Here is a 21,308-nt window from a genome sequence, read left to right on the forward strand (position 1 = left end):
TAAAACTATCCTGATGCTAGGCGACAAGCGGGTTTGCCTTTATTTGATGTGATTCTGGACTTTTGAATAATATTATTTAAATACAAATAGTTAAATAAAATCAAGCGTTCCATTTATATTTGCATTAAAGGTAAAAAAGGCAAAAGCATAAAATATCTAGTTTCAAAAAGGTCAAGCTTTATTTGGGGATAACATTTTCGTAAATAGATTTCAACCTAAGAAAAAGGAAATTTATCATCAGCACTTGAAGCTGGTTTTTTATCCAGTATCATAGGTAGGAGATTATTGATGAGGGGTGATTATGAGCAAGGATTTTAAACTGTATTCTGATTTCCAGCCTGGGGGAGATCAACCCGAGGCAATTCGTAAACTAATAGAAGGGCTGGAAGATGGACTTGCTCATCAAACGTTATTAGGGGTAACGGGGTCTGGGAAAACATTCACCATTGCCAACGTGATAGCACAAGAAAACCGCCCAACCATGCTGATGGCGCATAACAAAACATTGGCGGCGCAGTTATACAGTGAGATGAAAGGTTTCTTCCCTGACAACGCGGTTGAATATTTTGTCTCTTACTATGATTACTATCAACCTGAAGCGTATGTGCCAAGCTCAGATACTTTTATTGAAAAGGATGCCTCGATAAACGAACATATCGAGCAAATGCGTCTGTCTGCTACTAAAGCACTATTGGAACGCCGAGATGTGATTGTAGTAGCTTCTGTGTCAGCTATTTACGGGTTAGGTGACCCTGACAGTTACTTGAAGATGATGCTGCATCTTACGGACGGGATGATTATCGACCAGCGTTCGATTTTGCGCCGCCTTGCCGATCTACAATATACTCGTAATGACCAAGCGTTTACTCGCGGTACATTTCGCGTGCGTGGTGAGGTCATTGATATTTTCCCCGCTGAATCTGACGAATATGCGCTGAGAGTGGAATTATTTGATGATGAAGTTGAGCGTTTATCACTTTTTGATCCCCTCACTGGCGCTATTCAACATCGAATTCCTCGCTTTACGGTGTACCCCAAAACTCACTATGTCACTCCGCGAGAACGCATTCTCGAGGCTATGGAGCAGATAAAAATTGAGTTAGCGGATAGACGTCGGGTACTGCTGGAAAATAATAAGCTTATTGAAGAGCAGCGCGTCGCTCAACGAACCCAATTTGATTTAGAAATGATGAATGAATTGGGGTACTGCTCTGGAATTGAAAACTACTCTCGTTATCTATCGGGCAGAGCACCGGGCGAGCCACCACCAACGTTATTTGATTATTTACCCGCAGATGGCTTGTTAGTGGTTGATGAATCCCACGTTACCATCCCACAAATTGGTGCAATGTATAAAGGCGATCGCTCTCGTAAAGAGACATTAGTTGAATATGGTTTCCGTTTGCCTTCTGCGTTAGATAACCGCCCAATGCGTTTTGAAGAGTTCGAAGCTGCTGCGCCACAAACTATTTATGTCTCAGCGACACCGGGTAATTATGAATTAGAGAAATCCGGTCATGAGGTCATTGAGCAAGTCGTCAGGCCAACAGGGTTACTTGATCCAATCATTGAAGTTCGTCCAGTAACAACACAAGTTGATGATTTACTGTCTGAGATTCGTCTTCGTGTGGAAAAACAGGAACGTGTTTTAGTGACCACATTGACTAAACGTATGGCCGAAGATTTAACGGAATATCTCGAAGAGCATGGAGAACGTGTTCGTTATCTTCACTCTGACATTGATACCGTCGAACGTGTGGAGATCATCCGTGATTTACGCTTGGGTGAGTTCGATGTGCTGGTGGGAATTAACTTGCTGAGGGAAGGTCTGGATATGCCAGAGGTTTCTCTAGTTGCGATCCTCGATGCCGATAAAGAAGGGTTCTTACGTTCCGAACGTTCATTAATCCAAACCATTGGTCGTGCTGCACGTAACTTGAATGGTAAAGCCATTCTCTATGGAGATAGAATTACCAATTCAATGGCAAAAGCGATTGCGGAAACAGAGCGCCGCCGTGCAAAACAGATTGAGTATAACGAAGCCCATGGTATTACCCCTCAAGGGCTGAAGAAGAAAGTCGGCGATATTCTGCAAATCGGTCATAAAGTCGGGGGCAAAGGTAAAGGGCGCGGCAAAGGGAGTAACAAAGAGGATCTGGCGCTTAATATTCAGTCAATGTCGACCAAAGAGTTGGAACAGCGTATTTCACAACTTGAAGCTCAAATGTACAAGCATGCTCAAGATCTTGAATTCGAAGCCGCGGCTCGAGTTCGTGATGAATTACAAACGCTACGTAATCAATTTATTGCGAATTCGTAATATACGATAGCTCATAAAAAAATATCAATATACCAAATTGCCCTTTAGCAGTTTAACTGCGTATTGAAGGGCTTTTTAATTAATAGGATAAGTTAATAATTCTATTTATAACAATCGGTTATATTGTCAAGGTGTTGTCGTGAATTAGGATTAACTTTTTCACAGTCCCATAAATATATTGGTTAGTATCTTGCTCATCGGTAGCTTTGGATGACATAGGATATGGCAAATAATCTCAGTTCTACACCTCATGATTCAGCATTTAAAGGTTTTATGACCAAGCTGGATAATGCTCGGGACTTTTTTGATATTTATCTTCCTAGTCGTATTAAACGGCTATGTTATTTTGATACCTTATCATTGACCAGTGCTTCGTTTGTGGACAAAACCCTACGTTCGCGTTTATCGGATATGCTCTATTCGGTTGAAACTGAGCGAGGGGAAGGCTATTTGTACTTGCTAGTTGAACACCAATCTACCCCAGATAAGTTAATGGGTTGGCGTTTAATGCATTATGCATTTTCCGCGATGAATCAGCATTTACAGCAGGGTAATAAGACGTTACCACTGGTGGTGCCTATTCTGTTTTATCATGGAAAGCAATCACCGTATCCATATTCTCAGTCTTGGACCGATTGTTTCCAATGGTCAGATTTAGCCTATGACTTGTATTGTAATCCACTGCCCTTGGTGGATATCACTGTCGTTAATGACGATGAGATTGTGAATCATCGTAAAATTGCGGCGATGGAGTTGGTTTTAAAACATTCATCACAACGGGATAACCTTTTAGCTTTATCGGAACGTTTAACTCAGGTATTCAATAACAATCAAAATCATCAAGATGATGTCATTTTAGTTATAAATTACCTCTTTAGCGTTATGGACACCCCAACTTATACTCATATAGTAAAAACGTTGGTTAACCAAACTGGTGAACATCAGGAGATTGTAATGAATATTGCGCAGCGTTTAAGAAATGAAGGCATAGAAAAAGGTAGAGAAGAAGAACGGATTATTGCAAGGAAACAAATGAGGTTAAACCTACAAAAACAAGTGGTAACGAGTTTGAAATTAGGTTTAAGCATTGATGTTATCAGCCAAATAACAGGGTTATCACTTGCTGAAATTCAAGCACTTTGCTAGTTATCGAACTCATTGTCTTTCCCCTTATACAAATAGTGGAATTGGAATGACGTATCAACATCACAATGAAAAAGGCTGAGTTTAGCGAAAATACTAAACCCAGCCTTTTCGTAATCTAAGGTATTAAATTGATAACTACCTTATCAGAATTAAGCGTTAGCTAGCTTACCTTGTGCTAATACAGTTTGGCGATTGCGCTCTAACTCTAATGCACCGAAGTGAGACAGTACACAGAAGATAATGCAGCAAACAATCCCACCAAGCAGTAGATAGAAACCTGCATGCCAGCCCATACGGTCAACAACGAAGCCAAACAAACTTGTTCCTAACGTTGCTCCAAGGATATAGCTCATAAATCCACGTAGACCTACCGCCGAACCTACCGCAAAACTAGGAACGATTTCCATGGTTTGTACTGATGCTAGGAATTGAGGAACATAAATTAAACAACCGACAACAGCGGCGAAGAAGGTCACCATCGCCAGAGACTGGCTCTGCCAGTAACCGATCAGACAGAAGAAAATCAGCGTCATACAAACGATCGCTAATGGCATTCTACGACCTTTAAATAATTTATCAGTCAACCAGCCCGCTAATAGCGTTGATGGGATTGCTGCCCATTCGAAGAACAGAAACGCGACACTCATCTGATCTTTAGAGAAGTTTTTCTCTGTTAATAAATAGATAGGCAGCCAACTGATAACACCAAAGCGCACCATATAAACGAACACGTCAACAAATGAGATATACCAAGCATTTTTGTTTTTCAGTACATAAGTACAGAAAATTTGGAATGCGGTCATATTTTCTGGAGATTGTTCTTTCTGAGCTGAAGTCAAAATTACCTTTTCTTCCGGCATCATTTGATCCAGTGCAGGCAAACCTTCTTGTTTTGGAGAACCTTTACCAAGAACTAACACAACTCCAGCGAATAAAATCGCAACACAAGCAGGAACCATATAGCTCGCACTTTGCCAATGTTCTGTTCCCAGAACAGCAAATGCCGCCCCAACGATAGGTGCAACAATACCGCCGCCCACGTTATGAGATATATTCCAGAATGCGCCGATACGACCACGTTCACGGCGTGGGAACCAGTTCGCAATCGTAATAAATGAAGGACCAACTCCCATACCTTGGAACAGACCGTTTAGTACGACAAAACCAACGAACAGCCAAAACGCATTACTGAAGCCCATCCCAAAGTTAACCACTGCGCATAAAATTAGACCAAAGGCCATAAATGCTTTTGGACTTGCCTTATCTGCAAGGCTACTCATGATCCCTTTACTAATACCATAAGCGATTAGCATACAGCTGGTTAATAAACCAATTTGAGTGGTGCTTAAATCTAAGTTTTCTTTTAGATATGGCGTTGATAGTGTGAAGTTATTACGCACAATATAGTAAGCCAAATAACCTAAAAAAACGCTCAGTAGTGCTTGAACACGGTAACGCTTATAGGTTGCGGAGACTTGTTCCGTTGGAACTTGTTTTTTTGCCATGGCAGGCTGTAGAAATGACAGCATAGATTCACCTGTAAAATAGAGATAAAAAGAGAAAATTGCCCAATATATTTGTCGTTTTATTTCTGACAGGCTCATCATGTTCTTGTTGAAAAAATATCGCAATATTAATGGTTTGAGTAAAAATTGACTCAATTTAATATAGGTGTGGGTCAAATTGACTCATCTGAAAAAGAGGTCGGATGGATTTCAAAAAATGAGTAACTAATGGTTGATTTAATCACGCAACAATGAGAATAAAGCGGGTGACGTCAGTCATATTGGCAGAAAAGCGAAAAGGGTAAGATTTGCCTCAAATGCACTTTTACACAAAATCTAACTATTGTTGCTTTCTTTGATATTAATCACATCTACCTGTGGGATGAACACTCTAATGAGATCAATAAAGCTATTTCGCCCGCTGATGGCGCTCGTTATTTCACTTTCAGCTATGACGAGTTTGGCTAAAAGTGATGAGCTAGTGATTGCAACGACATTTTCTCCAGAAGCGACACTGGCAATAGTGAATAGTTGGAATGCACGCCCTGATGCGGTACCTATCCGTACGATTAATCGCACGAGTGCTTCATTAGAACGATTGCTGGATACCGAAGCTTTGGAGAATGTAGATTTAGTGCTGACGTCATCACCTATGCTGATGCGGCATTTACAGCAACATAATCGATTAGGGATGCTGGAAGGGATCCCAGAGTATTCTCAGCGGTTAACACCAACAATATTGACCGATTCTGTCGCTGCGGTGGCATTTTCTGGCTATGGTATTTTAGCTAACCGTAAGTGGATGGAACAGAGTCAGTTAGCTATTCCTAAAACATGGGATGACCTTACGGATAGCCAATATCAAGGAATGCTATTGATCAGCAGCCCATCCCGCTCGGATACTTATCATTTGATGATTGAGTCATTATTACAGCAGCGCGGCTGGGATGAAGGCTGGCGAATTTTACTGAGTATGTCGGGAAATTTAGCGACGGTTTCATCTCGTAGTTTTGGGGTAGCAGATAAAATCAAAGCAGGGCTTGGTGGAGCAGCACCAATCATTGATAACTATGCCAATATTTTACTCGCGGATCCTGAATTGGAATTTCACTATCTTCCTGATTCAGCGACATCCCCAACGTTTATTGCCATCACTCGATATAGCTTAGCCCCAGAAAAAGCACGACAATTTATTGATTTTTTACTTAGTGAACAGGGGCAGCAAATTTTTGCAGAGAGTAGTACAGGAAAATACCCAGTGACTCCACTGGTGGAAAATAGCCCGCGCAAAGATCAGCAGAGCCAGCTATTAAATTCACCAAAGCCGTTGGATGTCCAATTGGTATTGAAGCGCCAACGTTTAGTCCAGCAGTTGTTTGACGCTGCGATTACATTCCGCCTCACAGAGTCAAAAGATGCATGGCGGGCGGTTTATATGGCGGAAGCAAAATTAAAACGTCAATTACCTGAGGTTCGAAGGTTACTCACGGCAATGCCGGTGAGTGCGAAAGAGAGTGAAGACCCTGCATATTATTCACGCTTTGAAGATAACCGCAAAGCGGAAGAAGAATATATGCGTTGGCAACGTTTTTTCCAAGAACAGCAGCGTAAAGCGATTAATGCATTGGAAGCTATCAAATGAAAACGGCACTCATCAATTTAATTGGTCGTTTTAGCATTACCGCAATTTTACGCGGGGCTTTTATTGCCGGAACCATCATGACTCTAATTGTTAGCTGCGTCAGCCTATACGCATGGCAGGAGCAGAATAAACAAATTCGTTACGCCCTTGGGGATTATTTCCCAAGGATGCAGGCATCATTTCTGATTGAAGGACAGTTAAACACCTTAGTGAATGAGTTGAATGAGTTTTTAAAAGCGCCGAATACCTCAACCCGCTTGCAATTACGCAACCAAATTACCGCACATTTAGCGCAGATCGAGACATTTAATCAGAAGTTAACAGGGCAAGATCACCAGCAAATCGCCCTGATTGTGACTCAGAGCCAAGATTTACTGCATCGTCTGGATAGGGCGCTATACGCTCTATTTTTAGCGAGAGAAAAGGTGAATACGCTCTCTTCGCGCATCAATTGGCTGCATGATGACTTCAATACTGAATTGAACTCATTATCTCAAGATATTAGCCTACAACAGGGTTCATTGTTGGATAAGATTGAACAAGATCCTCGCCAAGCAAAAGGGTTACAAAGCCGCCTGCGTAATGTGCAAGGGGAGCTGCAATTGATCTACACATTGGCGCGTCTAGAAGAGCAAATCACCAATGCTCTTACCGGGCGTTTAAATGATATTCAAGGGGAGCTAGCTCATGAAGAACCCGTGGATGTCGGGGGATATGCTCGTTACCTGCAATATTTGAAATCCAATTTACAGGCGAATGAGCCAGCATTTAATTTATATCCTAGTTCGGTGACGTTACGTCAAACTATCGATGAATTATTAGATATCGGGTTATCCGATAGCCAGATGTTGGGCGTATTGCAAAATTATCAAACAGCGCAAGCTGAATTAAATGTCGTGACGGCAGAAAAAGACCGAATTCTTGCAGACTTTCGTTCCCAACTCGATTTACAGCTGGGCAGTAGCCATTTGCAATTACAGACTTTAAACCATCGACTAGCCAAAATTATGTCATGGAGTGGGACGACGATTATCATTACCGCAGGTTTAGCCTTATTGTTGGCATTATTATTGAATGTACTCTTTATTCGCCCAAGGCTAGTTAAGCGTTTTACGGCATTAAACCAAGCGGTTGCGAGGATCAGTATCGGTGATCTTACCACGACAATCCCAGTAGAAGGGCGTGATGAATTAGGACGAATTGCGATGCTGCTACAACGCAGTATTGACCAGATTAACCAGCAAAAAAGACAGCTTGAACAGGAAATCACGGATCGTAAGGCAATAGAAGAAAATTTACGCACTATGCAGAATGAGTTGATTCAAACCGCTAAATTAGCGGTTGTTGGCCAGACAATGACCACGTTAGCGCACGAAATTAACCAGCCACTGAATGCACTTTCCATGCATTTATTTATGGCGAAAAAAGCGCTACCAGAGCATGAGTGTGACACGGCCTTAACCGCATTAAATAAATCCGAAAAATTAGTGAAGCGCATGGATGGTATTGTTCGCTCTTTACGCCAATTTGCCCGTAAACGGGATAATAATGAGCAATTACAACCAATTTGCTTGCGACAGTGTATTCAAGGTGCATGGGATGTATTGCTACTGCAACATAAAACTCGCAAGGTTGCGCTGCATTATCCAGAGGTGCTACCTAATGTTTTTGGGGATGAAATAGGCATTCAGCAAGTGTTGGTGAATTTGTTGGCAAATGCTTTAGATGCAAGTCCGACAGAAGCAGAAATTACCATTGATCACAGTGAAAACGGTAATATTCTCGAATTAACAATCAGTGATAATGGAAAGGGATGGCCACTGCATTTGGCTGATACGCTAATGAAGCCATTCACAACAAGTAAAGAGATTGGGTTGGGGGTTGGACTCTCGATTAGCCAATCTATCATGCAGCAAATTGGTGGTGAACTGCGTATTGCATCCACGCTTGCAGGTCATGGATGTGTGATTTTAGATTTTAAAAAGGTACCGCAAAATGCTTGATGACAGTTATGACATACTCCTCATTGATGATGATAAAGATGTATTAGAAGCTTATTGTCTATTGCTGACTCAAGCAGGATACCGAGTATATGAATGCGATAACCCATTAATAGCTAAAGAATTAGTGCATCGAGATTGGTGTGGCATCGTATTAAGTGATGTTTGTATGCCGGAATGTTCAGGTATTGAGCTGATGGCGCTTTTCTTAGAAAAGGATAAACATTTACCCGTGGTGTTAATTACCGGTCATGGGGATGTCCCGATGGCGGTGGAAGCCGTGAAAATGGGGGCTTGGGATTTTTTACAAAAACCAATTAACCCTGAATACCTACTGACTCAAGTTGAAAAAGCCTTGGCAGCCCGTAAGCAGCGGGTGTTACAGCGCCGCTGGGGTAAAAACCAATTAATGCTTAATTTTGTTGGATTAAGTGAGTGGTCCCAGCAGGTAAGAACACAATTGCAAGGGCTTTCTGAAACCTTGGTTGCGGTTTTTTTACAAGGGGAATTAGGGAGTGGGCGTACTTATTTAGCCCGTTATCTTCACCAAATTAGTACAAATCAGCAATCGCCATTGGTGATAAAAACCTTACTAAATGAGCAGGAAGTTCCCGTCGAAACGTGGGTTCACGAAGTGGGAGCGGGTACTTTGGTGATCAAGAATATTGAGTTATTACCGACGTCTCAGCAGCGCTATTTAGTTCAACATTTGCAGCAAGACCATCGGGGATTTCGTCTTATTGGCATTTCGGATCATCCATTGATAGCATTGACTAAGCAGCAACAGATTATCGCCGAGTTGTATTATTATTTCTCGTTAACTCAGGTCACTTGCCTACCACTGGCTCAGCGTAAGGCCGATATTTCCCCACTGTTTCATCACTATCTTGAGCTAGCGTGTACTCGCTTAAATCAGCCATTACCTTCACTGGATGACTCATTTTTGAAAAAGCTCAGCCGCCGCCATTGGCCGGGGAATGTAACTGAATTAGCCAATGCCGCTGAGCTATATGCGGTGGGGATTATGCCTATGGGGGAAACGGCAAACCCTCTGCTAGCACCAGTGGCTCCAACGGCACTGGATCAGCAAATTGAAAACTATGAGCGACAAATTATTACAGAGGCATTAAACATCCACCAAGGGCGGATTAATGATGTTTCTGAGTACTTGCAAATGCCACGTAAAAAGCTCTATTTACGGATGAAAAAGTATGGTTTGGATAAGCACCATTATCGGACTTAGAGGCAGGTATTAAGGAGTCAGTTACAGGAAGGCTGTAACTGACCAAAATAAAATTATTAAAGCAGTGGGATGGTATCTTCGATCGCTTGTAGAAGTAATTTTCTATCATGGCGATAGGGAACATCGTCCGCTTCCAAAACGCGCTGCACGATTTTACGCTCAAGACGAAGCTGACTAACATCTGTGCGGGGCCCAACAATCAGTGCATCAATTTTTTTACGCCCAATATGCTTTTCCATCATTACCAATTTTTCTGCTAATGAAAGATTGGCTGCGGAAGTGCTGAGTTCTTTTCCTAGATTACCGATATAAACCATAGGCGCGCGACTTTCTCTCAAGGCATCGGCAATATCATCGAGTAATAATAAAGGCATCAAGCTGGTAAAAAAGCTGCCGGGTCCGATCAAAATTAAGTCTGAGCGGTGAATAGCTTCAAGGGCTTCTGTTGTTGCTTTTACAGGAGGATACAAACGCAGTTCTTGGGGTAATACCTTCAAGGCATCTACATTTACTTCCCCGTAAACTTCGTTCCCCATATCATCAATCGCCATTAAATCTACAGGTGATTCAGACATTGGGATCAATTGAGCATCAACTTTGAGCATATTGCGGATGAGGTTGATGGCTTCCAAAGGACGTACACTGAGGTGATCCAATGATTTCAACATCAGGTTGCCTAGGTTATGCCCGGATAACTCCCCGGTACCTGCAAAACGATACTCAAACATTTTAGAGGCAATAGACGGTTCTGTGATCAACTGGTTGAGGCAGTTACGCATATCACCCCAAGCAATTCCCCCTTCTGAGCGGCGAATACGACCAGTTGAACCACCATTATCTGTAGTGGTGACAATTCCAGTTAAACGGGAGCCTAAAGATGAAAGTGAAGACATCACACGACCCAGCCCATGTCCGCCCCCAAGAGCGACAACATGCCTAAGACCTGTCAGACTGCTGTTCGGCATAGTGTTCCTATATCAGTAATCATGTTTCTAGAGTTATATCTAAAACAAATTTGGCGCTAATCTATCATAAAACCGCATTTGAAGTTCACTTACCGTGATAAAAAACAATAAAAAAGAAACTTTTGGATTTTTCAGATGTTTGCACCAAAAATACAGGTTGCTAGTTCCCATTTGATGTTAATAACTATAATATGTAAATAATTCTCATTTACATTATTGGTGTTATGGCTTGATATGTCAGATTCAGAGTTACAATGCCTGTTTGCTCGTCACTCTTCCTCACTATGTCGTTATCTTAATGGTTATCTGAAAGACTATAATTTAAGTATGGATATCATGCAGGAAAGCTTTGTGCGTATGGCGGAGTTAATGAAACATTCCCCCATTCAGGATGTGGATGCCTATCTTTATAGAACCGCTAAAAACTTGATGATTGACTATTTTCGTCAGCAGAAACGACACTCAGCCACCGCCATCAGTGAGGTGCAATGGGAGTCCGTGCCCTCTAAAACGAAAAGCCTTGAAGCTCAGACAATTCGAGAGCAACAAATTCAGCAAATACAAAATATTATAGGGACATTACCCCTGCGAACTCAGGAAATTTTCCGGCTACACCGCGAAGATGGAATGACCCAAAATGAAGTGGCAGAAACGTTAAATATTTCGTTAAGTACCGTTGAAAAACATTTAGCCAATGCGTTAGCTATGCTCATCCATAAATGGAGAGATTAATGGAGAGTCAATATTCAAATAAACCTTCTGAAATTGAGGAAGTCGCCGCTTTCTGGGTTATCAAAACGACTCAAAAAAACTTAACCTCCCAAGAGGAGCATGAGTTTCAACAATGGGTTACGACATCAGAACAACATCGGAACGCCTATTTTAAAGCTCGGCAACTGTGGGGATTAACCTCTGGGATCGCATTATCCGTTCAAAAGGGATCAAGCCGAAAAACAGGCAATATAAAATTTGCTCCCCGTTGGATTGCGATGGCATCAGCCTTAATTTTAAGTGTGTTCTCATTCGCGATTTGGTCATTTTTAAGCCAAGAGTCTGTAGATTATCAGGCTAAAAATGGTGAAATTTTACACATTATATTACCCGATGGTAGCCAAGTTGATTTAGACAGTGGAGCTGCGATAACGCTCGAATTTAATGAGGGTTATCGGCAAGTTAATTTACATTCTGGTCGAGCCTACTTTTCAGCGGCACCTATTTCAACTCAAGAGCCACGACCTTTTCGGGTTAAAGCAAACAATGGAACAGTTCAAGCCTTGGGAACGGAATTTGAGATTGACACCCAAGAGAAGCAGGTCAATGTTGCTGTCTATGAACATCAGGTACAAATAACCTTGTTGTCTGGGGAGACTCAGCGGGTCATAGCGGGGGATCAGGCATCTTATCAGCAGCATATATCACCAATGGTACCTGCTAACATTCAGCATGGAGTTTCGTGGAGAAAAGGGCTGATTATTTTCCAGCAAAGCAGTGTTGATCATGTTATCCATGAACTGAGCCGGTATAGAGAAAAACCTATAATTTTATTGGGCAATCCACCCCAAGCCATGATTAGTGGCGTTTTCCAGATAGATTCTGTCGAAAATGCGTTATTAACTGTCACCAGTTCGAAAGGGTTATCAGTCTCTGAATTACCTTTTTTCACTCTAGTTTATTGATATTAAATGTTTTGGTTATTTTGATAACAAATTATTAAAAATTTATTTACGGGTTTTATGTTATTTGTCGTCTTAATCTAAGTGATTATGATTTTCATTACCATTATCATTTTTAGGATGAGAAATGACAAATAAAAAGTTCGATTATAAAAAAGCAGTACTGGGGATTCACCTTGCATTAATGGCGCTACCCGCCATCTCTTTTTCTAACTATGCGCACGCAGATAAATTGAGCCAGACAGCTTCACTTTCTATTCCTGCTCAACCTCTTGATTCAGCACTGCTCCAATTTGCCCAACAAGCTAATATGGAGATTTTTATTGATAGCCAAGAGATTAATGGACTGAACAGTCAAAAAATACAGGGCAATATGTCAATTCAAAAAGGGCTGAACCAATTGATTGGCGCTAATCCTATTCTGTATCAAATTGATGGAAACCGAATCTCGATTCAACGAATTAATAAAGCAGCTGATGATAATTCGGTCATTGTATTGGATAAAATTACGGTCACGGCAGCACCTCATCAACAAGGTGATTGGGTTTATAGCACTCCATCGTCCGTCAGTGTGATCAGTAAAAAACAGATTGAAGATAAACCTCCAAAACATATCGCTGATTTGCTGGAGTTAACAACTGGGGTCTATTCTAGCGTGAGTCAGCAAGATCCCTCACTGTCTGTCAATATTCGTGGGATCCAAGATTATGGACGGGTCAATATGAATATTGATGGGATGCGCCAAAATTTCCAAAAAAGTGGTCATGGGCAGCGTAATGGCACCATGTATATCGATTCAGAACTTCTTTCTGGGGTTGAGATTCAAAAGGGAAATAGCAGCGGAATGGGGAGTGGGGGCACATTAGGTGGCGTCGCAACATTCAACACGGTTAGTGTATCCGATTTTTTATCTAAAGATAAAACATTTGGCGGGAAGATCCATGCGAGTACGGGAACAAATAATACCCATTTTATTGGCAGTACCGCGTTAGCATTGGGAAATGAGCAGGCGGATCTCTTATTTGCTGCTAGTGAACGTCGATTAGGTGACTATAAACCGGGTGTGCATGGGGATATTGGCGATATTCGGATCAATAATGAAACTGGGCATTATGACCAACTCGTTCATGACCTAAAGCATAGCCGTATTACGGACAGTAATTATCAAATGACGTCCTATTTGGCAAAAGCAGGTTGGAATTTTGGTGACTCGCAGCGTCTACAACTCAATTACCTTGAAACCAAAGTTGCGACACCAAATGCAGGCACACTCACCAATCTATCAGGAACATGGCCGTATAAATTGGGCTGGAAAAGTAGTGGGTTTAGTGATGTGACGACAAAAAATTACGCGCTGGATTATAGCCAATATAGCGAAAGCCCATGGAGTGTTGAATTAAAAGGAAAAGTGTATTTCGTTGATACCAATGACGACACCCAAACCTACTCAACCAGTAAAGTTTTTAACAATGGTTATCAAATGAATACCCGTGTGAAAACGCTAGGATTACAGTTAGAAAATCACTCAGAAATTGAATTTAATTATAACCATGTTTTAAAAGCACACTATGGATTAGAAGCTTTTCAGGATAAGGCCAGCAGTGATTCCACCAAAGTGTCTGCAAATGGGGTGACACCAGACGGTAAGCGTTCCTTAAGTTCGCTATTTGCCACATTAACCTATGAACATGATGATTGGCTCACTCTAGAAGGTGGGCTGCGTTATGATTATTATCAGTTAAAAGGGCAGACCAGTATGCGCTATCGAGTCTTTCCTTATACGAAAGACAACCCATGTAAAGCATCAAGCCTGCGTAATTGTAAAAGTGTTGAAGTTAATCGCGTCTGGGATGTGGATGATGCCCAAGGGGAATTTTCACCCAACATCAAGTTAGCGATTCGGCCTAATGTCGAATGGTTGGAACTGTATTCAAGCTATGGGCGCTCTTGGCGTCCACCGGCTATCACCGAAACATTAACGTCGGGAAGTGCGCACAGCTCATCCACTCAATTCCCCAATCCTTATCTAAAACCTGAAAGATCGAATTCTTGGGAGGTTGGAGCCAATGTTAACTATCCAAATTTAGTGCTTGAAGAGGACCGATTATTAGCCAAAGTTGCCTATTTTGATACGCGGGTTGATAACTATATCAATCTCGCGATTAACCGAACAAAACCGGGAATGGTGAGTCCGAGTATTGGTAATGCGGCGTACAGCAATAACCTTGTAGCGACCCGTTTTAGGGGCTTTGAGTACCAAGTTAATTATGATGCGGGCTTTGCTTACGCAGATTTAACGTTCACTCATATGATCGGCAAAAATGAATTTTGTGCTCGCCGTGCTTGGTTAGGGGGTGTTCAGACATTTACTAAAGAAAATCGCCCAGGAAATTGGTACGCAGAAGATGATGTTCAACAAAATGATCATGTGAATTGTGATGGCGCAGCAGTGTTTAGTAGCGCTGCAAATTTACCGGGTGATAGAGGTTCCTTCACATTAGGTGGTCGCGCCTTTAATCGGAAACTTGATGGCGGAATGATTATTCGCTTTACACCGGGATTCCAAGACCATTCAGCACAAAGTAATCAGCCCTATTTGGCTGACTGGCCTAAATACACATTGGTGGATCTGTATGCGAGTTACGCGTTAACCGATGATTTAATTATTCGGGGGAATGTCGAAAACTTAACCAATAGGGCTTATGTTGTGAGCTACGGCGAAAGTCTTTCCAATACGTTAGGGCGTGGAAGAACGATTAGCGCTGGCATTGAATATCGTTTTTAATGCTGATATCAAGGTATGGGGAATTTCTCCATACCGATTTAGGAATGATAATTTGGTGAGTATGATTTATTAAATTAAAAGTTATCAGGTACTAATTATTTTTGAACTCGCTGGAAATCAATTCATCCCGTACCTTTCTCACTGTCATTTAACTTCATTTTTTATCTTACTTTTGGAGTCTATCGGAATTTTGATACTCAATGTATTGTATTGATGTGACTGAAATTTGGTTCTATACAAAAGTGATCTACAACAAACATTGTGCATTGAATTAACGTTGCTTTGACAGCAATTTGACACTTAATTCCCTATCATTCCAGAGAAGATAATAGAAAATTATCTATAATAATAAGGACTTCTGAGACTCCGGTTTATAAAACGCAAATCGTTGTATAATAAGGTATATATCGTATTCGAGTTCGCTTTTTACTTTGCAATAGGCTAAAATCCTTACAGAAAATAAGTGAACCTAGTGACTATGATGTTTTTAACCATTTAAATTCAATTTAGTTACCCGGCTCCTGTAAAACTCCTAGCCTTTGCATCTAAGTTCAGCCACTGAATATGATGTTCAGGCCGTGACCTCAGAGTCGCCAGGGTGCAAGATAGAAATGTCTGCATCTCCCGTATTTGGAAAGGTGTGAATATGCAGCAACTTGTCGATCAATTTGACCGAAAATTTTACTATCTTCGTTTATCTATCACCGATGTATGCAACTTCCGTTGCACATATTGCCTACCTGATGGTTATAAACCGAGTGGCCGCCACGAATTTTTAACGCTGGATGAAATCCGTCGAGTAAGCCGTGCTTTTGCCGATTTAGGCACAGAAAAGGTACGTATTACGGGTGGTGAGCCGACAATGCGGAAAGATTTCAGTGATATCATTGCGGCTATTCGCGAAAACCAATCGATTAAGAAAATTGCGGTTACCACCAATGGCTACCGTATGGCGCGTGATATACAAACATGGCGTGATGCCGGACTGAATGCGGTGAATGTCAGCGTCGACAGTCTCGATCCTCGTCAATTTGCAGCGATCACTGGGCAAGATAAATTTTTTCAGGTTATGCAAGGCATTGATGCGGCCTTCGAGGCTGGCTTTGAAAAAGTCAAAGTCAATGCAGTCTTGATGAAAAATGTCAACGATGTTGCCCTAAAATCCTTCCTCAATTGGATCAAGCATCGTCCAATTCAATTGCGTTTTATTGAGCTCATGGAAACAGGAGAAGGCAGCAGCCTATTCCAGCGTTACCATGTGTCTGGTGAAACCGTGCGTGACCGCCTGATTGCTGAAGGCTGGTACATGCTTCCTCGTTCTCGCAGTGATGGTCCAGCCCAAGTATTTAGTCACCCTGACTATCAAGGTGAAATTGGGTTGATCATGCCGTATGAAAAAGATTTTTGCCAAAGTTGTAACCGATTAAGAGTCTCTTCTTTGGGAAATCTACATTTGTGTCTGTTTGGTGAAAATGGCATTCCACTACGTGATCTACTGGGCGATGATAATCAAAACGAAGCACTGAAAGCCCGTCTTCAAAGTGGTTTGCGTTCTAAACGTGAGACGCATTTTCTTCATCAAGGCGACAGCGGGATCACCCCAAATTTATCCGTTATCGGCGGCTAATAATTTTTTGATATTCAGGAGATATGATGTCCCAACTGACTCACCTTAATGCGTCGGGCGAGGCGCATATGGTTGATGTTTCTGCTAAAGCGGAAACTATCCGCGAAGCCCGTGCAGAAGCTTACATTACCATGAACCCAGAAACCTTAGCGATGATTGTCGATGGTAGCCACCATAAAGGGGATGTATTTGCGACGGCGCGTATTGCAGGTATCCAAGCCGCCAAAAATACGTGGCAGCTGATCCCGTTGTGCCATCCACTGCTATTGACCAAAGTGGAAGTGACGTTAGAGGCAGAACAAGCACATAACCGTGTACGCATCGAAACTTGCTGCCGCTTAACGGGAAAAACTGGTGTCGAAATGGAAGCGTTAACGGCGGCATCAGTGGCTGCATTAACTATCTATGACATGTGTAAAGCCATCCAAAAAGATATGGTCATTGGTCCGGTACGTCTATTAGAAAAGTCTGGCGGTAAGTCTGGACATTTTAAGGTGGAATAATGATTACTGTATTATTTTTTGCTCAAGTACGTGAGTTAGTTGGTACGGATCGTTTAGAACTGGAAGCGGAGTACCCGACAGTCGAGGCTTTACGTCATGCATTAACACAAAAAGGTGACCGCTGGGCATTAGCTTTAGAAGATGGAAAATTATTGTCAGCAGTGAATCAATCGTTTGTTTCTGGCGAACATCCATTGACCTCGGGTGATGAAGTGGCATTTTTCCCGCCGGTAACCGGAGGCTAAACATGGAACAGACCCACATTGCGGTACAGACTGAGAATTTCAGCGTTGGTGAGCAATATCAATGGTTAGCCGAATGCGACAGTGATGGCGCGGTAGTCACCTTTACCGGAAAAGTACGTAATCATAATCTGGGTGACAGCGTTGCAGCATTAACCTTGGAGCACTATCCGGGAATGACTGAAAAAGCATTAGCCGATATTGTGGCTCAGTCTAGATCCCGTTGGCCGTTACAGCGGGTGAGTGTGATCCACCGTGTGGGAACACTACAGCCAGGCGACGAAATTGTGTTTGTTGGGGTGACCAGTGCCCATCGTGACGCAGCATTTCAAGCCGCTGAATTTATTATGGATTACTTGAAGACTAAAGCACCGTTCTGGAAAAAAGAGACGTTACCGGATAATGAACGTTGGGTTGATGCCAAACAGAGTGATGAGGAATCGGCAAACCGCTGGTAGTCTCAAGGAGTTAGGCGAAAAATGCGAATAAGCCGAATGGTAATGTCAAAATATTGTGATAGACTTTGGATAAATTTGTCCGATCACAGTATGGATTACTTTAATGGTGGTTTTGCTGGGTCGATTTTTCTTACAATGGAAGGGTAACCATCATGGGTCAATTTGATCAGCGTAATGATTCTCTTGTCCAGAATGCCAGTACTGGCGTTCAGGCATTTATGTCGCAAGTATACGGCTGGATGACAGTCGGATTACTGCTGACGGCTTTTGTTGCTTGGTATTCTTTAAGCAGCGGTTTATTTGTCACTATCGCAACTAACAAAGTGCTATTTTTCGGAATGATCATTGCTGAACTTGGTTTAGTCATGGGTCTGTCATTCTTACTGCCGAAAATGAGCGGTGCCATTGCAACGGGCATGTTTATGCTGTACGCGTTGCTGACTGGCTTAACCATCTCCGTGATCCTCGCGGTATATACGGGTGAGTCAGTTGTCGGAACCTTCATTATTACTGCGGTTATGTTCGGTGCATTAAGTTTCTACGGCTACACTACCAAACGCAGCTTAACAGGTATGGGTAACTTCCTGTTTATGGCGCTGATTGGTTTAGTTGTCGCTTCGCTGGTTAATATCTGGCTGCAAAGCTCAATGATGTACTGGGTAATTACTTACGGTGGCGTTTTACTGTTTGCTGCTCTGACTGCGTATGATACTCAAAAGCTGAAAGAAATGGGCGAGCAAATCAACCAAGATGACAGAGAGAATATGCGTAAATACTCAATTATGGGTGCGTTATCTCTGTATTTAGACTTCATCAACCTGTTCCTGATGTTACTGCGTATCTTCGGTGACCGTCGCTAGTCTTTGAGTTAAGTAGGCTGAATACATCCGTATTACGCCGTCTTTTTTACCTAAATCCCTCGTTTATTAGCGAGGGGTTTTTATTTTATATTTCCCTTCTTTTTCATCAACTTTCAAATAAATCCCTTTAGATTAACAAGCCCTAATCTTCATCAGATATTTATATTTTGGATTTGACTCAAATTATTTTCACTTTTGACAAATGTCATAGGGAAATGGTTTCTTTTCTACTATTTTATGCCTCTAAATGAAAATGATAACCATTACTATTATTGGGGTGAATATATGTCTTATCCACTAAAGCAGCATAAATTAGCTCATTGTACTGCTCTGATTTTGGGGTTGAGCCCGTTTACTTTCTCGATAGCAGCGCCAACGGAACAAGATACGCTGATTGTGAACTCGTCAATGGGACACAGTCGTTTAACACCCACAGAGCAACAGGAAAAAGAAAAACTTGAGAAAGTGGCGGGAGGGACCAATCTAGTCATGATTGAAAAAGACGCGCGTCTTGCCACATTACAAGATGCGTTAGATTACCAACCTGGATTGGTGATCCAAAACTTTTTTGGTGGTATTGATCAACCTCGGCTAAATATTCGCGGTTCAGGGGTACAAAGTGCGCCATTAGCTCGAGGCGTTTTATTGTTACAAGATGGCCTACCTGCAACAGATGCCGATGGTAGCTTCCATATCAGTACATTGGAAATGCGTGATGCAAGGATGGTGAGTGTGCGTCGTGGAGCGAATAGCTTAAATCCACAAAGTAATAGCCTTGGTGGCGAGCTGGATGTTTTGTCCTATACAGGGCGAAATGAGCAGGGGCGACTGCGCTATGAGTATGGATCTTATGGGCGAGAAGGACTACAAACTGCATTTGGGGGTGTTTCTGATGATGGATCACTTGATGCGCGGGTGAATTTCACTTATGACCACTTTGACGGCTACCGTAAACATTCTTCATCTCAACGAAAAACATTACGTAGCAATTTTGGCTATGTCACGGATAATTTTGAAAACCGCACATGGTTAAATTGGACGGATTTACGTTTTGATGTTGCAGGTCCTGTTTCTGAAGAGGTACTGAACAATAACCCAACAGATGTTTACCCAATGGTTTGGCTGCGAGATCCTCATCGTAATGTAGAGCAGTTTCGAGTAGCCAACCGGTCTGACTGGCAAATCGGCAACCAAGCAATTGGCGCGGGAGTATGGCACATCCGTACTCATGACAATTTTACGACGCCTGCATACTACCGGTTTAGTCATAGTCACAGTGAAGGATTGCAGTTCACTTATAATATAGAAACTGAGCCAGTGACTTATCGTACAGCTGTGGCGTGGGATCAAATGACGCTACAAACCGATTTAATGCAAAATCGAAAAGGCACACCAGCGGATAAGAAAAAAATAGGTAAATATGATGGGTATGCTGAAAACATATATGGCAGCGTAGGCGTTGATTTACATGTTACACCAACAGTGACCGTCAATTTTGATGTGAAAGCGACCCATGCTCGCCGTGATGTAGAAAAACGTCAAAGTTCCATATCATTAGACCAAAGTTGGACATTTTTGACCCCAAAAGCAGGCATTGTTTGGCGCCCAACGGAAAGCCAACGCTATTTTGCTAATATTAGTGCGAGTGAAGAACCCGCCACCTTTTGGGAAATTATTAATTCTAGTGATGGCAAATTGACTAAACTGTCACCACAAAAGGCCATTACTTATGAAATTGGCGGTGAAGGAGAGGTGACCGAAGGATTGAAATGGAATCTTGCTCTATATCGTAGCCAAATTAAAGATGAATACATTACAACCTATGATAGTGCTGGTACTGTCGTTGGTGTGTTTAATTATGCAGCTAAAACCCGTCATCAAGGATTTGAAGCTGGGCTTACAGGACGAATTGGCGCAGGTCCTGGGGATATTAACTACCGCGCATCTTGGACTTACAATGACTTCTGCTTTATGGGCGGGGAATATAACGGCAACTACATCGCGGGTATTCCTCGCAATATAGTGGCCGCCGAAGTGTTATATGAGCTAGGTGATTGGAGCTTCGGTCCTAATATTCATTGGGCGCCAACAGATATGGCTGTTGATCACCAAAACAACCTCGATATTCAAAAACGAAAACATTATGCAGTCTTAGGGCTAAAAGGCAGCTATAAGCCAACGGAACAATGGTCCGTTTACTTATCAATGGATAACTTAACGGATGAGCGTTATGCAACGACATCGGTGGCTAATCAAACCGTGACAGCCAAGGACAGCACATTATTCCCTGGTATGGGTTTTAATGTTAACGGCGGTGTCACTTTCAATTTCTAACAGAT

At 42.1% G+C, this 21,308-nt stretch carries 16 protein-coding genes and 1 riboswitch; of the genes, 14 read left to right on the forward strand and 2 right to left on the reverse strand.

Annotated elements, in window-relative coordinates; genetic code table 11:
- Window positions 1-301 precede the first annotated feature (301 nt).
- Both uvrB and PR761_RS04285 read left to right on the forward strand, forming a co-directional pair.
- Window positions 302-2,320 (forward strand): excinuclease ABC subunit UvrB, encoded by a 2,019-nt coding sequence (uvrB, locus tag PR761_RS04280; RefSeq protein WP_006812735.1) that lies wholly within the window; start codon window positions 302-304, stop codon window positions 2,318-2,320.
- A 222-nt stretch (window positions 2,321-2,542) separates the two neighbouring features.
- Window positions 2,543-3,466: an Rpn family recombination-promoting nuclease/putative transposase gene (locus PR761_RS04285; protein ID WP_006812734.1), complete on the forward strand. Its 924-nt coding sequence runs from the start codon at window positions 2,543-2,545 to the stop codon at window positions 3,464-3,466.
- 149 nt (window positions 3,467-3,615) lie between these two features.
- Here the strand turns inward: PR761_RS04285 and pgtP are convergent, their stop codons facing one another.
- A complete protein-coding gene (gene pgtP / locus PR761_RS04290; protein ID WP_126436495.1) occupies window positions 3,616-4,995 on the reverse strand; it encodes a phosphoglycerate transporter PgtP in 1,380 nt (459 codons plus the stop codon).
- 370 nt (window positions 4,996-5,365) lie between these two features.
- On the opposite strand from pgtP, the gene PR761_RS04295 reads away from it, so the two are divergent.
- From PR761_RS04295 to pgtA, 3 genes are read left to right on the forward strand one after another with little or no spacing between them, the layout of a single operon-like run.
- A complete protein-coding gene (locus PR761_RS04295; protein WP_039853990.1) occupies window positions 5,366-6,613 on the forward strand; it encodes an ABC transporter substrate-binding protein in 1,248 nt (415 codons plus the stop codon).
- Complete coding sequence (pgtB, locus tag PR761_RS04300) at window positions 6,610-8,616, forward strand: two-component system sensor histidine kinase PgtB (RefSeq protein ID WP_126436497.1); 2,007 nt, start codon at window positions 6,610-6,612, stop codon at window positions 8,614-8,616. Before PR761_RS04295 ends, pgtB begins: the two co-directional genes overlap by 4 nt.
- The gene (gene pgtA / locus PR761_RS04305; RefSeq protein WP_006812730.1) at window positions 8,609-9,856 is read left to right on the forward strand and encodes a two-component system response regulator PgtA; all 1,248 of its coding nucleotides are present in this window, start codon (window positions 8,609-8,611) and stop codon (window positions 9,854-9,856) included. The genes pgtB and pgtA overlap by 8 nt, the downstream gene beginning before the upstream one ends.
- Window positions 9,857-9,912: 56 nt before the next feature.
- Here pgtA and yvcK read toward each other — a convergent pair whose 3' ends face one another.
- Window positions 9,913-10,821 carry a uridine diphosphate-N-acetylglucosamine-binding protein YvcK gene (yvcK, locus tag PR761_RS04310; RefSeq protein ID WP_006812729.1) on the reverse strand — a complete coding sequence of 303 codons (909 nt, stop codon included), beginning with the start codon at window positions 10,819-10,821 and terminating at the stop codon, window positions 9,913-9,915.
- A gap of 234 nt (window positions 10,822-11,055) precedes the next feature.
- Here yvcK and PR761_RS04315 point away from each other — a divergent pair, with 234 nt between their 5' ends.
- The 9 genes from PR761_RS04315 (at window position 11,056) to PR761_RS04355 (ending at window position 21,303) form a co-directional block, all read left to right on the forward strand.
- Entirely contained in the window at window positions 11,056-11,553 is a 498-nt protein-coding gene (locus tag PR761_RS04315) for an RNA polymerase sigma factor (protein ID WP_039853989.1), read from the forward strand.
- Entirely contained in the window at window positions 11,553-12,497 is a 945-nt protein-coding gene (locus tag PR761_RS04320) for a FecR family protein (RefSeq protein ID WP_039853988.1), read from the forward strand. The genes PR761_RS04315 and PR761_RS04320 overlap by 1 nt, the downstream gene beginning before the upstream one ends.
- Before the next feature lie 124 nt (window positions 12,498-12,621).
- Entirely contained in the window at window positions 12,622-15,279 is a 2,658-nt protein-coding gene (locus PR761_RS04325) for a TonB-dependent hemoglobin/transferrin/lactoferrin family receptor (protein ID WP_154611003.1), read from the forward strand.
- A 517-nt stretch (window positions 15,280-15,796) separates the two neighbouring features.
- Window positions 15,797-15,936, forward strand: a riboswitch (molybdenum cofactor riboswitch).
- Complete coding sequence (moaA, locus tag PR761_RS04330; RefSeq protein WP_006812724.1) at window positions 15,926-16,906, forward strand: GTP 3',8-cyclase MoaA; 981 nt, start codon at window positions 15,926-15,928, stop codon at window positions 16,904-16,906. It overlaps the preceding riboswitch by 11 nt.
- Before the next feature lie 26 nt (window positions 16,907-16,932).
- Complete coding sequence (gene moaC / locus PR761_RS04335; protein WP_039853987.1) at window positions 16,933-17,409, forward strand: cyclic pyranopterin monophosphate synthase MoaC; 477 nt, start codon at window positions 16,933-16,935, stop codon at window positions 17,407-17,409.
- Complete coding sequence (gene moaD / locus PR761_RS04340) at window positions 17,409-17,654, forward strand: molybdopterin synthase sulfur carrier subunit (RefSeq protein WP_006812722.1); 246 nt, start codon at window positions 17,409-17,411, stop codon at window positions 17,652-17,654. Before moaC ends, moaD begins: the two co-directional genes overlap by 1 nt.
- 2 nt (window positions 17,655-17,656) lie before the next feature.
- A complete protein-coding gene (gene moaE / locus PR761_RS04345; protein WP_006812721.1) occupies window positions 17,657-18,109 on the forward strand; it encodes a molybdopterin synthase catalytic subunit MoaE in 453 nt (150 codons plus the stop codon).
- A gap of 152 nt (window positions 18,110-18,261) precedes the next feature.
- The gene (locus PR761_RS04350) at window positions 18,262-18,969 is read left to right on the forward strand and encodes a Bax inhibitor-1/YccA family protein (RefSeq protein WP_006812719.1); all 708 of its coding nucleotides are present in this window, start codon (window positions 18,262-18,264) and stop codon (window positions 18,967-18,969) included.
- Between the two features lie 285 nt (window positions 18,970-19,254).
- Complete coding sequence (locus PR761_RS04355; protein ID WP_230083583.1) at window positions 19,255-21,303, forward strand: TonB-dependent receptor family protein; 2,049 nt, start codon at window positions 19,255-19,257, stop codon at window positions 21,301-21,303.
- Window positions 21,304-21,308 lie beyond the last annotated feature (5 nt).

This window comes from Providencia sp. PROV210, from assembly GCF_028479445.1.
GTDB classification, from domain to species: Bacteria; Pseudomonadota; Gammaproteobacteria; order Enterobacterales; family Enterobacteriaceae; genus Providencia; species Providencia rustigianii.

What these genes read in the sequence shown, in the direction of transcription:
- uvrB (WP_006812735.1), top strand. Translation starts at nt 302, where the DNA reads ATGAGCAAGGATTTTAAACTGTATTCTGATTTCCAGCCTGGGGGAGAT.
- PR761_RS04285 (WP_006812734.1), top strand. Translation starts at nt 2,543, where the DNA reads ATGGCAAATAATCTCAGTTCTACACCTCATGATTCAGCATTTAAAGGT.
- pgtP (WP_126436495.1), bottom strand. Translation starts at nt 4,995, where the DNA reads ATGCTGTCATTTCTACAGCCTGCCATGGCAAAAAAACAAGTTCCAACG.
- PR761_RS04295 (WP_039853990.1), top strand. Translation starts at nt 5,366, where the DNA reads ATGAGATCAATAAAGCTATTTCGCCCGCTGATGGCGCTCGTTATTTCA.
- pgtB (WP_126436497.1), top strand. Translation starts at nt 6,610, where the DNA reads ATGAAAACGGCACTCATCAATTTAATTGGTCGTTTTAGCATTACCGCA.
- pgtA (WP_006812730.1), top strand. Translation starts at nt 8,609, where the DNA reads ATGCTTGATGACAGTTATGACATACTCCTCATTGATGATGATAAAGAT.
- yvcK (WP_006812729.1), bottom strand. Translation starts at nt 10,821, where the DNA reads ATGCCGAACAGCAGTCTGACAGGTCTTAGGCATGTTGTCGCTCTTGGG.
- PR761_RS04315 (WP_039853989.1), top strand. Translation starts at nt 11,056, where the DNA reads ATGTCAGATTCAGAGTTACAATGCCTGTTTGCTCGTCACTCTTCCTCA.
- PR761_RS04320 (WP_039853988.1), top strand. Translation starts at nt 11,553, where the DNA reads ATGGAGAGTCAATATTCAAATAAACCTTCTGAAATTGAGGAAGTCGCC.
- PR761_RS04325 (WP_154611003.1), top strand. Translation starts at nt 12,622, where the DNA reads ATGACAAATAAAAAGTTCGATTATAAAAAAGCAGTACTGGGGATTCAC.
- moaA (WP_006812724.1), top strand. Translation starts at nt 15,926, where the DNA reads ATGCAGCAACTTGTCGATCAATTTGACCGAAAATTTTACTATCTTCGT.
- moaC (WP_039853987.1), top strand. Translation starts at nt 16,933, where the DNA reads ATGTCCCAACTGACTCACCTTAATGCGTCGGGCGAGGCGCATATGGTT.
- moaD (WP_006812722.1), top strand. Translation starts at nt 17,409, where the DNA reads ATGATTACTGTATTATTTTTTGCTCAAGTACGTGAGTTAGTTGGTACG.
- moaE (WP_006812721.1), top strand. Translation starts at nt 17,657, where the DNA reads ATGGAACAGACCCACATTGCGGTACAGACTGAGAATTTCAGCGTTGGT.
- PR761_RS04350 (WP_006812719.1), top strand. Translation starts at nt 18,262, where the DNA reads ATGGGTCAATTTGATCAGCGTAATGATTCTCTTGTCCAGAATGCCAGT.
- PR761_RS04355 (WP_230083583.1), top strand. Translation starts at nt 19,255, where the DNA reads ATGTCTTATCCACTAAAGCAGCATAAATTAGCTCATTGTACTGCTCTG.